The sequence below is a fragment of the Paenibacillus sp. FSL K6-0276 genome, assembly GCF_037977235.1.
Taxonomy (GTDB): domain Bacteria; phylum Bacillota; class Bacilli; order Paenibacillales; family Paenibacillaceae; genus Paenibacillus_AQ.
In genome coordinates, this window is the sequence record NZ_CP150276.1 from 163,712 (window position 1) to 177,771 (window position 14,060).

At 48.2% G+C, this 14,060-nt stretch carries 14 protein-coding genes; 11 read left to right on the plus strand and 3 right to left on the minus strand.

What is annotated here, in order from left to right; genetic code table 11:
* Positions 1 to 15 precede the first annotated feature (15 nt).
* Positions 16 to 1,170: an acyltransferase gene (locus MHH52_RS00810; protein WP_340006038.1), complete on the plus strand. Its 1,155-nt coding sequence runs from the start codon at positions 16 to 18 to the stop codon at positions 1,168 to 1,170.
* Between the two features lie 195 nt (positions 1,171 to 1,365).
* Here the strand turns inward: MHH52_RS00810 and gntK are convergent, their stop codons facing one another.
* Positions 1,366 to 2,886, minus strand: coding sequence for a gluconokinase (gntK, locus tag MHH52_RS00815; protein ID WP_340009431.1), 1,521 nt, complete (start codon positions 2,884 to 2,886; stop codon positions 1,366 to 1,368).
* Between the two features lie 385 nt (positions 2,887 to 3,271).
* Between gntK and MHH52_RS00820 the strand changes: the two genes are divergently transcribed.
* The 6 genes from MHH52_RS00820 to hisA all read left to right on the plus strand — a co-directional run bounded on the left by MHH52_RS00820 (position 3,272) and on the right by hisA (position 8,644).
* Positions 3,272 to 4,489: an ATP phosphoribosyltransferase regulatory subunit gene (locus MHH52_RS00820; protein ID WP_340006039.1), complete on the plus strand. Its 1,218-nt coding sequence runs from the start codon at positions 3,272 to 3,274 to the stop codon at positions 4,487 to 4,489.
* A gap of 167 nt (positions 4,490 to 4,656) precedes the next feature.
* On the plus strand, positions 4,657 to 5,295 hold the full coding sequence (gene hisG / locus MHH52_RS00825; RefSeq protein WP_313639144.1) for an ATP phosphoribosyltransferase: 639 nt from the start codon (positions 4,657 to 4,659) through the stop codon (positions 5,293 to 5,295).
* A 38-nt stretch (positions 5,296 to 5,333) separates the two neighbouring features.
* Positions 5,334 to 6,644 carry a histidinol dehydrogenase gene (hisD, locus tag MHH52_RS00830; RefSeq protein WP_340006040.1) on the plus strand — a complete coding sequence of 437 codons (1,311 nt, stop codon included), beginning with the start codon at positions 5,334 to 5,336 and terminating at the stop codon, positions 6,642 to 6,644.
* Positions 6,631 to 7,239 (plus strand): imidazoleglycerol-phosphate dehydratase HisB, encoded by a 609-nt coding sequence (gene hisB, locus MHH52_RS00835; protein ID WP_036687073.1) that lies wholly within the window; start codon positions 6,631 to 6,633, stop codon positions 7,237 to 7,239. Before hisD ends, hisB begins: the two co-directional genes overlap by 14 nt.
* 1 nt (position 7,240) lies before the next feature.
* Positions 7,241 to 7,864, plus strand: coding sequence for an imidazole glycerol phosphate synthase subunit HisH (gene hisH, locus MHH52_RS00840; RefSeq protein ID WP_340006041.1), 624 nt, complete (start codon positions 7,241 to 7,243; stop codon positions 7,862 to 7,864).
* A 42-nt stretch (positions 7,865 to 7,906) separates the two neighbouring features.
* Complete coding sequence (hisA, locus tag MHH52_RS00845; protein WP_340006043.1) at positions 7,907 to 8,644, plus strand: 1-(5-phosphoribosyl)-5-[(5-phosphoribosylamino)methylideneamino]imidazole-4-carboxamide isomerase; 738 nt, start codon at positions 7,907 to 7,909, stop codon at positions 8,642 to 8,644.
* Positions 8,645 to 8,838: 194 nt separating this feature from the next.
* On the opposite strand, the gene MHH52_RS00850 is transcribed toward hisA, so the two are convergent.
* On the minus strand, positions 8,839 to 9,345 hold the full coding sequence (locus tag MHH52_RS00850) for a transposase (protein WP_340009432.1): 507 nt from the start codon (positions 9,343 to 9,345) through the stop codon (positions 8,839 to 8,841).
* Positions 9,237 to 9,941, minus strand: coding sequence for a transposase (locus MHH52_RS00855; RefSeq protein ID WP_340006045.1), 705 nt, complete (start codon positions 9,939 to 9,941; stop codon positions 9,237 to 9,239). The genes MHH52_RS00850 and MHH52_RS00855 overlap by 109 nt, the downstream gene beginning before the upstream one ends.
* Before the next feature lie 792 nt (positions 9,942 to 10,733).
* Here MHH52_RS00855 and hisF point away from each other — a divergent pair.
* From hisF to MHH52_RS00875, 4 genes are read left to right on the plus strand one after another with little or no spacing between them, the layout of a single operon-like run.
* The gene (gene hisF, locus MHH52_RS00860) at positions 10,734 to 11,492 is read left to right on the plus strand and encodes an imidazole glycerol phosphate synthase subunit HisF (RefSeq protein ID WP_339318089.1); all 759 of its coding nucleotides are present in this window, start codon (positions 10,734 to 10,736) and stop codon (positions 11,490 to 11,492) included.
* A complete protein-coding gene (hisIE, locus tag MHH52_RS00865) occupies positions 11,489 to 12,202 on the plus strand; it encodes a bifunctional phosphoribosyl-AMP cyclohydrolase/phosphoribosyl-ATP diphosphatase HisIE (RefSeq protein WP_340006046.1) in 714 nt (237 codons plus the stop codon). Before hisF ends, hisIE begins: the two co-directional genes overlap by 4 nt.
* Before the next feature lie 15 nt (positions 12,203 to 12,217).
* Positions 12,218 to 13,045 (plus strand): histidinol-phosphatase HisJ, encoded by an 828-nt coding sequence (gene hisJ, locus MHH52_RS00870; RefSeq protein WP_340006048.1) that lies wholly within the window; start codon positions 12,218 to 12,220, stop codon positions 13,043 to 13,045.
* A 23-nt stretch (positions 13,046 to 13,068) separates the two neighbouring features.
* The gene (locus MHH52_RS00875; protein ID WP_340006049.1) at positions 13,069 to 14,019 is read left to right on the plus strand and encodes a ribose-phosphate pyrophosphokinase; all 951 of its coding nucleotides are present in this window, start codon (positions 13,069 to 13,071) and stop codon (positions 14,017 to 14,019) included.
* Positions 14,020 to 14,060: the final 41 nt, after the last annotated feature.

A 14,060-nucleotide genomic window follows, 5' to 3' on the forward strand; every position in this document is an offset into this window, starting at 1 on the left:
ACAGGAGGAAAGATTATGAGACAAAAAGAAAGAATTCCGCAGCTTGATATTTTTCGGGCGATTGCTATTTTTGCGGTGCTGGCTATTCATGCTAGCTCGCGAACGTTGGCGGAGACACTAGGTACGAACATGTTTCATCCGTTCTTGTTTATTAATAAATTCAGTCAGTTCGCCGTACCTTCCTTCATATTTTTGAGCGGGTTCGTGCTGTTCTATAACTATATTGACCGTCCACTTGGTGGGAAAACGCTAGGGAAGTTCTACAGTAGAAGGCTGCTTTATATTATCGTGCCTTATGTACTATTTTCGCTGCTATATTTCGCATTAAAAATGACGGCAGGTCATACATGGAGCTTACCTCCAGGGGAGATGGCTTCTAAGCTTTGGAAGTATTTATGGACGGGAACTGCATACACGCATCTGTATTATATTGTTATCATTATTCAGTTTTATGTGTTGTTTCCGCTCATTCTGTGGTGCTTGCAAAAGGTTCGTCGTCTGGCGGCTTGGGCGCCACTAATCGGGCTGCTGCTACAGTGGGGTTTTGTGCTGCTGAATAAATACATGACTAATCACGGGTACTGGCAGTTGTCCAAGGGTAGTCTGGCGATCACTTATTTCTCATATTTCTTGCTTGGCGCTGGGATTGCGGTGTATTACCCTTCTTTAAAAAAATGGCTAGTTCTCTCACGTGAAGGCTGGCGCGCCGGTAAAGGTCCGGTATGGATTACGCTGTGGCTATTATGGCTTGTGGCGGGGATTGTCCATGTGGAACTGTGGTTTAACAACTATACGAAGAAAACAGTAATCAATAGTTTATGGTATGAGGGATTCTCTAACCTTCATGCGCTGCTCTCTTGTATTGTATTGCTTCAAGTGTCCTTCTTACTGTACGGAGCGGGCCGTAGCTTACTCACAAGACTGTTGTTATCTGCCGGAGCCTGCTCTTTCGGAATCTATTTACTGCATCCGTTACTGCTATTTTTCTATAGAAAATTACCGTTTCACGGAGGTTCTCTTGCATATACAGCAGCGATTGCTGGGGGTTGGCTCTTTGCGTTGTTAGGTTCATGGCTGATAGTGGCTCTATCCTTCCGATACATCAAATCTACTTGGATCATCTTCGGATCGGGTCCACAGAAAGCGAAAACGAATTCTAAAGGCGCCTAACTTAGTTTACGTGCTAATGGCAACAAAGAAAGCGTCGGTCTTCCACCATAGGGTGGGTTGACCGGCGCTTTTTGATTTTTTATGCCTTTATTCTCCAGCTTGTTCAAATAAAAGAAAGTATAAGTTTCACGTTATACATTATCCTTATATTTCTCGCATAAAAGCTTACAGTCCTTATAAGGACGCCGAAGGCATTTATGCTTGCCGCTGGAATTCTGCAATGGCTTGATACTGGCTTTCGAGACTACGGTAGACAGAAATATAGATCGGTAGTAGCTGCTTGTATATTTTGGTATGTTCATCAATTGGAGTATGCTTATGGGTTGAACCAATCATGTCAAACACGACATCAAAGGACTCGACTCGACCTGTTGCATAAAGGCCAAGTACAACCGCACCGAGGCAAGAGCTCTCGATACTCTCCGGAATGACAACCTCCTGATCAAAGATATCAGCCATCATCTGCCGCCATAATGAGGAGTGGGCGAAGCCGCCTGTGGCTAGGATTTTGCTGGGACGTCCGATTTGCTCCTCCATCGCGAGCAGGACCGTATACATGTTAAAGATCACGCCTTCTAAGACCGACCGAATCATATGCTCCTTATGGTGATTCATAGAAAGGCCAAAGAAGGAGCCGCGGGCATCTGGATTCCACAGCGGCGCTCGTTCCCCGGTCAAGTAGGGATGGAATAAAAGTCCGCCGCTCCCCGCAGGAACTTGCTCCGCGATGCGAGTTAGAACCTCGTATGGGTCAATGCCGAGACGTTTGGCGGTTTCGACTTCAGAGGCCGCGAACTCATCCCGTACCCAGCGGAACAGCATACCGCCATTATTAACGGGTCCTCCGATCACCCAATGTTTTGGGGTTAAGTTATAACAGAAGGTCCGTCCTTTGGGATCGGTGAGCGGGTGATCCACTACGGTACGAATTGCTCCGCTGGTTCCAATCGTAGCGGCAACTACACCGGGCTCAATTGCGCCTACGCCGAGGTTGGACAGGACACCATCACTGGCGCCAACAACAAATGGAGTTGTAGGGAGCAGAAAAAGCTCCTCTGCCAGACCAGGGAGTAGCCCTTGCATGATCTGCGTGGTGGGAACAAGCTGCGAGAGTTGATCCGTTGTAATGTGGGCAATCTCCAAAGCTTCTTTATCCCATTCTAGATTCTCTAGATTGAGCATGCCTGTGGAAGAGGCAATGGAATGATCGATGATGTATTCGCCAAACAGTCTTGCGAATATGTATTCTTTTATGGAAATGAACTTATAGGTTTGCTGGAACAAGTCAGGTTGCTCTTCACGAAGCCACATTAATTTGGTGATCGGAGACATTGGGTGAATAGGTGTTCCTGTGCGCAAATACAATTCATGACCGTTTAGCTCATCCTTCAAACGAAGTGCGCAACCGGCACTGCGATTATCAGCCCATGTGATGCAGGCAGTTAGGGCCTTACCCAGTTTATCAACTGCAATGACACTGTGCATGGCTGAACTGAAGGAGACAAATAGGATTTTATCCGCAGATACACCGCTTTGCCGCATAACATTAGAAATAGTATGGAAGACTGCACTTAGGATTTGCTCCGGGTCCTGCTCCGCTATAGAAGGTGAGGGCTGATGCAAAGGATATCCTACATTAGCTTGTGCAGCTATGGCTCCTTTTTCCTCGAAGAGAACTGCTTTTGTACTTGTAGTTCCAATATCAACACCAATCATATAGGATTTAGTCACGCGTTAGCCCTTCTTTCTAGTTGAAAGTAGATTTTTAGAACACTAATTACATAATTATGAAGTACAATCATATTAGCTCATTATAGTATTGGATAAACGTGGAGGCAAAATAAAGGGATTACCAAGTTTTCATTCGAAGTACATAAGTATTTATTTCAGAATAGGATTCTCATTGCGAAGAATTTAACCCAGATGGACAAGCTCTAAGCATAAAGGTATTTCACATGAAATTATAGCTTTACCCCGTTGGATTGACGAAAAAGTGGTATACATGATACGATACTAAAAATACTTTAATTTGCTACCACTTTACCATAGTAAAGCAAACATAAACAGTACTTAATGATAACTGACGAGGTGAACAATGAAGATGTCCAAACCAAAGGGATTTGAGAAGCCGTCTGGCGTTCGGGACTATCTGCCCCGGGCCGTAACGAAATTGCGCAAAATTGAGAACGATGTACTGCATTGCATGAGTCGCTGGGGTTATCAGCAAATGATGACTCCGACGCTAGAATATTACGATACGGTTGGTGTGGCTAGCTCTACGTCCGACCAAAAGCTTTATAAATTGCTTAACAACCGTGGTCAGGCTTTGGTGCTTCGGTCAGAAATGACTGCTCCGGTCGCCCGTGTTGTCGCATCCCTATTGAAGGATGAGCCACTGCCATTGCGTCTGTCATATCACGCTAATGTCTTCCGTGCCATTGAGGAAGAGGCGGGGCGGGAAGCGGAGTTTTTCCAGACAGGAGTAGAGCTGGTAGGTGATGATTCACCTGAGGCGGATGCTGAGGTAGTGGCGCTTGCGATTTCTTCGTTGCAGGCTGCGGGTGTGAAGTCTTTTAAAATTGCTATGGGGCATGTCGGTTTTCTGAACGGTTTATTTGAGGAGGCACTCCCAGAATTGCCTGATGCTCAGGAGGAACTGAAAAGTCATTTGCTGGGCCGTGACTATGTCTCTTTCCGGGAGACCTTACGACGGCTGGATCTGACGGATGCACAGAAAAATGAATTGGATGGACTGCTGCGTCTACGCGGAGGCAAGGAGATTTGTGGACAGGCGCTGGAGCTTAGTAGCCATCCGCTTGCCCGTAATTCAATAGATCATTTGTGCAAGGTATGGGAGGTGCTGGTCTCTTACGGTGTATCACAGCATGTGCTGATCGATCTGACGATGATCGGGGACTTTTCCTATTATACAGGCATGACTTTTGAAGGCTATGCAGCGGAATTAGGATTTCCGGTATGCAGTGGAGGCAGATATGATAATCTGTTGCAGCAGTTCGGACGTCCGATCCCTTCCACAGGTTTTTCCTTAAAAACGAATCGCATACTGGACGGTGTAACCGGATCAAGCGAAGATGAAGAGCTGCCTATATTGATCCAATATGATGCAGTTCGCAGAAAAGAAGGTCTGGAAGAGGCAACACGCTTGCGGACGGAAGGTCACGCGGTAGTGACTAGACTGGCAGCAGGTCCAGAAGAGCTTGAAACGGTGAAGCGTTTGGATACGGACACGGTAGAAGCAGAGGGTGTGCGGTACGGCGAAATCTACACTTTCGTATCTTTTGTAAGTGAGCATGGCTGAGAGATCGCTAGCAAGCTAAAACGCCTTCGGTGTCCTTATAAGGACGGTAGCGTTTATGCGAGAATTATAAGGATAAAGCATAGCGTGAAACTTATACTTTCTTATAATTTGAAAAAGAGCGGTTAAGATAAATTTTGCATGGAGATGGAAAAGGAGGCAACTTAACGATGGCACAGATTTTGAAGGTCGCTATGCCAAAAGGTCGGATTTATGAAAAGGCTGCTGAGCTGTTCCGCCAGGCAGGTCTCCCGATTCCACCGGATGGTGAGGTATCCCGCAAGCTTGTTATTCCGCTGCCTGAGGCAGGGATGGAGTTTATATTGGCGAAACCAGTAGATGTACCTACATATGTAGAATATGGTGTGGCGGACATTGGGATCGTGGGCAAAGACGTATTGCTGGAGGAAGATCGTGATGTATACGAGCTGCTTGATCTTGGCATCGCTCGGTGCCGGATGTCGATCATTGGATTGCCGAACTGGCAGCCGGGGATCCAGCAACGTGTAGCAACGAAATATCCGAATGTAGCTTCTAAGTATTTCCGGGAGCAGGGACAGCAGGTCGAGGTCGTGAAGCTGAATGGTTCGATCGAGCTTGCGCCGCTGATTGGTCTGGCTGATCGTATCGTAGATATGGTAGAAACCGGGCAAACACTGCGGGACAACGGATTGGTTGAGATGAAGAGTATATTCGAAATTACGAGCCGTCTTGTGGCGAATCGTGTGAGCTACCGGATGAAGAATGAAGAAATACAGCAGCTGTGTGACAGACTGCAGGCGGTTATAGTAGAACCCAATTTGCGGTAGGTGGGAACAGACGTTAAAGGGTAAGGGAGGAACCAGCGGTGAAGGTTGTATCGAGCAAGGAATTTAAGCTAGAGCGAGAAGTCGAGTATGGAACACCGGAGCAAAATAAGGCGGTAAAGGAAATTGTGACCGCGATTAAAAAAGAAGGAGACACGGCGCTTCTTCGCTACACGGAGCAATTTGACCGGGTCACGCTTACGCCGAATCAGCTGCGAGTTACTCCGGAAGAGCTTCAGGCCGCATATGGCCGAGTAGAGGAATCTTTCGTATCCGCTATTCAAGCGGCTGCGGCCAATATCCGAGCGTTTCATGCCAGACAGAAACGCAATTCGTGGATGGACTTGCAGCCCGATGGAACGATTCTGGGGCAGATTATTCGTCCGCTGAAGCGGGTAGGCGTATACGTTCCTGGTGGAAAGGCAGCTTATCCTTCCTCGGTGCTGATGAACGTGATCCCTGCGCAGATCGCGGGCGTGCCGGAGATCGTAATGGTAACTCCGCCATCCACTGGTGGCAAAGAAGGTATTGATCCTTATATCCTGGTTGCTGCCGCAGAAGCAGGCGTGAATGAAATCTACCGTGTGGGCGGAGCGCAGGCGGTAGCTGCTTTGGCTTTTGGTACGGAGAGCATAGCGCCGGTAGATAAAATATGTGGACCCGGCAATATATACGTTGCGCTGGCTAAACGCGAGGTATATGGTGCCGTGGACATCGACAGTATCGCGGGTCCAAGCGAAATTGTCGTGCTGGCAGATGAGACCGCTGAGCCGGCTTATGTCGCAGCGGACCTGCTCTCACAGGCCGAGCATGACGAGATGGCCTCGGCGATTCTGGTCACGCCATCGCAGAGCTTGGCGGATAGCGTGGCGGCTGAGGTGGAGCGTCAGCTACAAGAACTGCCGCGTCAGGCGATCGCCCGTTCTTCCGTAGAGAATTACGGCGCGATCATTGTTGTGGAATCTATGGAGGAAGGAATCTCCGTAGTGAATAGATTGGCACCAGAGCATCTAGAGATTGTTGTCGAGGATCCAATGGGCCTTGTGGGTAGCATCGAGAATGCTGGAGCGATCTTCCTGGGAGCGTATAGCTCCGAGCCCGTGGGCGACTATTTTGCCGGACCCAATCATATTATTCCGACCAATGGTACGGCCCGGTTCTCGTCGCCAGTGGATGTGGATGATTTTATAAAAAAATCAAGTCTGATCTATTACAGCAAGGAAGCACTTCTACGTGATGGGAAGACCATTATAGAGCTGGCACGTCGCGAAGGGTTAGAAGGCCACGCACGAGCCATTGAGATTCGATTGGAGAACGAAGGAAAAGGTGGAGACGGATATGGAGAACAATAACGAACAGGCCTTGCGCCAAGCTGGATTAAGTCGCAAAACAAACGAGACGGATATTAAGCTGTCTCTTAACGTAGATGGAAGTGGAGTTTCCGAGCTGGAGACGGATGTTCCTTTTTTGAATCATATGCTGGATCTGTTTACGAAGCACGGCCAGTTTGACCTGTCAGTACAGGCGCGTGGCGATATCGAGATTGATGACCACCACACGGTTGAAGACATTGGGATCTGCCTAGGTCAGGCGCTGCACGAAGCACTGGGTGATAAAAAAGGGATCAAACGGTATGCGAGTGTTTTTGTACCGATGGATGAGGCTTTGGCACAAGTTGTGATCGATATCAGCAATCGTCCTCACTTTGAATATCGCGCGACGTATCCTTCACAACAGGTGGGCAGCTTCTCGACGGAGCTTGTTCAAGAGTTCTTATGGAAGTTTGCGCTGGAAGCTCGGATTACGCTGCATGTTATCGTACACTACGGTTCTAATACACATCACATGATTGAGGCTGTATTCAAGGCGCTCGGACGTGCGCTGGATGAGGCGACACTGATTGATCCACGTGTGAAGGGCGTGCCTTCCACGAAGGGAGTGCTGTAGCATGACTGTTGCGATCGTCGATTATGGCATGGGCAACCTGCACAGTGTGAGCAAGGCGGTAGAACGTCTCGGTTATGAGTGTGTGGTGACGGGTGAAGCTGAGCAAATTCTTGCTGCTGATAGTGTCATTCTGCCTGGTGTCGGTGCATTTGGCGATGCGATGGGGCATTTGCGGGAAAATGGTTTGGATCTTGTAGTCAAACAGGTAGCTGCCGGAACGCAGCCGCTGCTTGGGATTTGCCTTGGTATGCAGCTGCTGTTTAGCAGCAGTGAAGAGCATGGCAGCCATGAAGGACTTGATATTCTCTCAGGTTCGGTGGTGCGTTTCGCTCCTAGAGATGGCTATAAGGTGCCGCATATGGGGTGGAACAAGCTGAGCTTTAAGCAACCGCAAAGCCCGCTGTTCGAAGGACTCGATGAGGGACATGTGTATTTTGTACACTCTTATCACGCGCTTGTAGCGAAAGAAAGTGATCTACTGGCTGTCACGGATTATGGTTACCCAGTAACGGCTATTGTTGGGCAAGGCAATGTATTCGGTATGCAGTTCCACCCGGAGAAGAGCGGGGAGCTTGGAATCAAGCTGCTGGGCAATTTCTTGAAGCTTAAGGGAGAGCGGGCGTAAGCCACGCTATAAATATAATGTAACGAAAGTGGGGAGCGCCAAATGTCTTCTTTTATTGTATATCCGGCGATTGATATCCGGGATGGAAAATGCGTCAGGCTGCAGCAAGGGGATTACAGTCAGGAAACGATATACAATGATAGTCCACTGAAGGTGGCAAAATCATGGGAAGAGCAAGGCGGAAAATTCATTCATTTGGTGGACTTAGACGGTGCGAAAGCAGGTCATCCTGTGAATGATGCGATTATCGGTGCTATTGCTGCTAATGCTAACGTGCCTGTTCAGGTGGGCGGTGGCCTTCGTAATCTTGCGGACGTGGAAAAATTGCTCGGACTTGGCGTTAGCCGCGTTATTATCGGCACTGCTGCGATTAACGATCATGCTTTTACCGAAGCGGTATTGGCTAAATACGGTGATAAAGTAGCTATCGGCATTGATGCCCGTAACGGCTATGTTGCGACACATGGCTGGTTGAATACCTCTGAAGTACGTGCTGAAGATTTGGCTAAGGAATTGACTGCAAAAGGAGCCGAAACGTTCATTTACACCGACATTTCCCGCGACGGAATGATGCAGGGGCCGAACGTGGAAGGAATTCTGTCCATGGCGCAGGCCAGCGGCAAAACCGTGATCGCCTCCGGCGGAGTTACCAGTCTTGATGATCTGCTGCGTCTGAACGTGCATAGCGGCAGTGGTGTGGGCGGTGCTATTGTTGGCAAGGCGTTGTACACGGGCAATATTGATCTTTCTGAAGCTTTGCAGGCGCTTGGGCAGAAGTAGTGCTGTATGTGTGTGTTAGTTGATGAACCTCACTAACTAGGGTTTCGGTTGTGTTTTGTGCAATAAAACGCTACTTAAAGAGAGCGAATGCTTATTTGATTACACTTTGTACAATCAAAACAGTGCAAAGCCCTCTTTTTCGTCGATTCCTCGGGAATCTATTGCACGAAATACACGCCTGTTGATTAGCTAAATTATGGAAACGTGAGATCATTAGCTAAAAAGGTTATCCATTCCACGGGTAAGAGTTGCAACGTAAATAAGCGATCAAAATCAGCAAATGTCAATTTTGCGCTCCAATGCACCATCGCATTTCCTTGATCAAACAGGAACTTCAGTAACACGTAAACAAGCAAGGCGGTATAGAGCTGTCCATACACGGCATTTGGCGTCGTCCCAAATAAGGTAGGGATGTTCAAGTGTTGCTTAATCCAACGAAAAAACACCTCTATCTGCCACCGTTTCTTGTAGATTTCCGCAATTCGCTCGGCGGAATGCCAGTGCAAATTCGTAGCGAGAATCACCGGATTTCCTTGCGGATCTTTCAGAATCACGACACGGAAACGGTGCTTGGAAAGTCGGTGATTCTTTCCTAACTTACAGGTGAAATCGCGTTCGAGCGATCCTGTGAACGGTTCGATTCGTTCTCTGGGTACGGGAGTTTGAAAGTGTGTATTATCCCGAACCGAATGACAAAAGATTGGTGCTGTTCCAGATAGTCATCGAATCGCTTGTGGCTGCCGTACGCTCGATCGGCTACTACAATAAAACGCTTGTCAATCACGTCGGGACTGCTTTTAAAATCATGGGAATTCCCTGTTGTTTCGATCACTTTGTGGAGTCGACCTTCATCGGCCACCAACGAAACATGCAATTTGATTCCCGCTCGTTCGCCTTTAAGTGGAGCCCAAGGAAGTCGTTCTTTACCCACGGTAATTTTGGTGGAATCCACGAGAAGTAACGCTTTGGGAATGCCTAAATGTCTTCGGGTAGATCGATTACAACAGCGTATCATGAGGTTCAGCAACTGTTTAAAAAGCTCGAAAGGAACATCCTTCGCTTTTTTAGAGAGCGTGGAATGGTCCACCGGTCTGAGGCCACCCAAACCCATTCGTGCTTCACCATCCCGATACCCAGCCCATTGCTGGAACGAAGCTTCTGCCAAGAACAAAAAGAGGTCGTAGACAGTGAATTTCCGCGCTACATCGACATATTCAAGTTCTTGAAGAAGAAGTAAGATTTTCTCTTTGGGAATCACCGATTGCAGAATGTTCGAGATTGAAGTAGACTTTTTCATGAGGTCGCCTCGTTTCGGATGTTTGTAGGGGTACAAACACTTTAACGAATGGGCGGCCTTTTTTCTACCTTTTTTAGCTAATCAACAGGCGTACAGAGAGTGCAATAGAACGTTTGAATTAGGCAGCAGAACCGGGCATTACTCCACAGATGGATGATATAAGTGTACTTCATACAACTATTGTTCCAATTAAGAGACCATTTGCTAATTTAATTGTATTTCGTGCAGCTATAAATGAGAGTTGAGCTTATTTCTAAGCTCATTCCCGGATTTAATTGTACGAAATGCAGTTAAACGGCTGGTTTGCTGGACGGACGATGAAATAACTGCACGTTGTGCAACTAAATGAGCCGGTTATTTCATGAGCGTGAGCCCACAGGCCGCCTGTATGAATGTGGTCTCGCAGGCGTCATCAGTCCACCTCCTTGTTAGGAGTAAGAATCGTGGAAACACAGTGATTATAGGGTGTGTGTTGAAGTTAGTCTTGCAGGAGGCGCGAGCCCGCCGTCCCACTAGGGGCAAAAACGTGGAACACGAAGGTGTTATGTAGGTTTGTAGTTTTGGCTTAGGTTTGGGCTCAGATTTTTGGTTTAGGTTTGCCCTTGCGGGAGCACCAATTGTTCAAGCGGCCCCGTAGGGGTTAGCGATCATAGCAAGTAGTTACCCAGGTGCGTTTTCGCTCCGCCTACATCAACAATCCGGGTGTCCAGAGGGCCGGGGCCCTTGGGGTCCCCCTTAGCTAAGGGCGATTTAGGGGATCGAAACGCTTTTTAATGAAAGGAGGAACATCTAATGTTAGCAAAACGTATCATCCCCTGTCTTGACGTTAAGGACGGACGGGTAGTCAAAGGCGTTAACTTTGTGAATCTGCGTGATGCCGGAGATCCAGTAGAGCTAGCGGCGCTGTATGACCGTGAGGGTGCAGATGAGCTTGTGTTTCTCGATATATCGGCTTCCGTAGAAGGTCGAGCGACAATGATTGAGGTTGTGCGGCAGACCGCAGGCGAAATCGCCATTCCTTTCACAGTGGGCGGAGGGATCTCTACGCCTGATGATATGAAAAGGATTCTTCGTGCAGGCGCAGATAAAATCGGCATTAATACGGCAGCTATCACGAATCCACAGCTAATTCTGGAGGGGGCACGCCGATTTGGCTCCCAATGTATTGTAGTAGCGATAGACGCTAAATATAACGAGGCTTTTGGTGAATGGGAAGTGTACACACATGGTGGTCGGAAGCCGACCGGCATCCGTGCCCTTGCTTGGGCCAAAGAAGCTGAAAAGCTGGGTGCAGGCGAGATTTTGCTCACTAGTATGGATGCAGATGGTACAAAAGATGGCTTCGACCTGAAGCTGACCTCGGCAGTATGCGACTTGCTCAGTATTCCTGTGATTGCTTCTGGCGGCGCTGGGAAGAAGGAGCATTTTTACGATGTATTTACGGAAGGGAAAGCCGATGCGGGACTGGCGGCGACCATTTTTCACTATAAAGAGATTGCTATTAACGACTTAAAGGCAGACTTGAAGCAAAAAGGGGTAGAGATCCGATGAGCGAAACAGAAAAGAATACAACAATTAGCCAAAAAGAAGCTCTGGCCGGCATTCGCTGGAATGAAGCAGGTTTAGTGCCTAGCGTTGTGCAGGATGCTAATACTCTAGAGGTACTGATGGTTGCTTATATGAATTCGGAATCGTTGCAGCTCTCGCTGGAGAGTGGTCAGACCTGGTTCTGGAGCCGCTCACGCAGCGAGCTTTGGCACAAAGGTGGAACCTCAGGCAACACACAAGCGATTACCTCCATATCCTATGATTGCGATAGTGATACGCTGCTCGTGAAGGTTGTCCCTGAAGGACCAGCTTGCCATACTGGAGCTACGTCATGCTTTTTCCGTGAGATACCTTTGAATAACCCAATCGCGGAAGCTCAGAAACCGGCAGCGAGTCTTACGGATGGAGAACGTTTTGCTGTACTCGGTGAGCTGGAGCGCGTAATCGCTGAGCGGGAAGTAGAGCGTCCAGAAGGAGCATATACGACCTATTTGTTTGATAAAGGTGTCGATAAGATTCTTAAGAAGGTAGGCGAGGAAGCCTCCGAAACGATTATTGCTGCCAAAAATAAAGATAATGCTGAGCTTCGCCTTGAGGTCAGTGATCTGATCTATCACTTGCTGGTACTGCTACAAGAGCGCAAACTTCCGCTGGATGAGATCATGGAAGAGTTGAGTACCCGTCACGAGCGTCCACGCCGGGATCAGTACTAGGGAGGGGACTGGCCGATGCATATCGATTATCATACGCATCATGAGCGCTGCGGTCATGCCGTGGGCAAGCTAGAGGATTATGTGAAGCGTGGGATAGAGCTTGGACTTCAGCAGCTAGGGTTATCCGACCACTTGCCGCTCATCCATGTAGATCCCGCTAGCTATTACCCTGAAATGGCCATGCCAATGGCTGAACTGCCTCGTTATGTGGAAGAATGCCTGACGCTGAAGGAACGCTATCGCGGAGTCATAGACCTGCGACTAGGGCTGGAAGCGGATTATATTGAAGGCTCCGAAGATCAAATTCGCGAGATTTTGTCTCCATACCCATGGGACTATCTAATAGGCTCTGTGCATTTTCTTGGGGAATGGGACATCACGGATTATCGACAGGTTCATGGCTGGGAAGGCAAGGATGAACTAGGGGTATATCGTCTTTATTATGATGCTGTAAAGAAGTCGGCGTTATCGGGATTATATGATATTATAGGACATATGGATGTTATTAAACGGTTCGGCTATGGTCCACAGACACCAGAAGGTAAGGCAGAGGTGAGAGCGCTGGAGCTGGAAACCTTAAAGTTTATAGCGGATAGCGGAATCGCCATGGAGCTGAATGCTTCAGGACTTTCCAAGCCATGTGCCGAGATGTTCCCGGCGGAACATCTGCTACAGGAAGCCTTAAAGCTCGGTATACCGCTTACGCTCGGCTCGGATGCACATGACCCTGCCAAGCTCGGTGACGGCTTGCAAGAGGCACGTAGCATGCTCTGGCACACAGGCTTTCGTGAACTGGCTGTATTTGAGGGACGCCGCCGTACCACTGTTCCGTTCAAACTATAATTTATAATCCGCAGGAGGGTATTATGCATCATCAACAATTACGTATTTTTTCCGGTTCGTCGAATCCAAAGCTAGCGGCAGATATTGCAGAGCGACTTGGTGTTGAATTGGGGCAGATTAAGTTGACCCGTTTCATGAGCGGCGAGATTTACGTGCATTACGAAGAGAGCATCCGGAACTGCGACGTATTTTTGGTGCAATCCCTATCCCATCCCATTAATGAGATGTTCGTGGAACTGCTCGTGATGATAGATGCTGCCAAACGGGCATCGGCGCGTACAGTTAACATTATTGTGCCGTATTATGGATACGCTCGGCAGGAACGCAAGTCCGCACCTCGTGAACCGATCTCGGCTAAGATGGTAGCTGATGTACTTACGACCGCGGGCGCAACCCGTGTGATCACCATCGACTTGCATGCAGCGGCGATTCAAGGATTCTTCAATATTCCAGTGGATCATCTAACTGCACTTGATTTGATCAGTAGTCATTTGAAATCGAAGGCAATGTCTGATCTAGTGATTGTCTCCCCTGATGCAGGACGCGCGTCTATGGCTGAGAAACTGGCGAATAAGCTGGATTCACCTTTTGCCATTATGATTAAGAAGCGTCCAGCCCATAATGAATCGGTAATCACTCATGTCATTGGCGATGTTGAGGGACGTACACCGATTATCATTGAGGATCTGATTGATACAGGGACTACTATTGTGAATGTGGTTGAAGGTCTGAAAGAGAGAGGTGCGAAGGACAGTATCGTCTGCGCAACGCATGGATTGTTCTCAGGACCTGCGCTGCAGCGGCTGGACCATCCCTCTGTTCAGGAAGTGGTCATTACCGATTCTATCGCGCTGCCAGATGATCATTCGAGTCGGTTTAAGGTCTTATCGGTTGCACCGATGCTTGCGCAAGCTACGCGCATTATTCTTGAGGGCGGTTCGATCGATAAACTTTTCAGAGACGCGGGAATTTAATTCCCCGTCTTTTTTTATTTTTTGCGTGAAAAAGTTGCTGT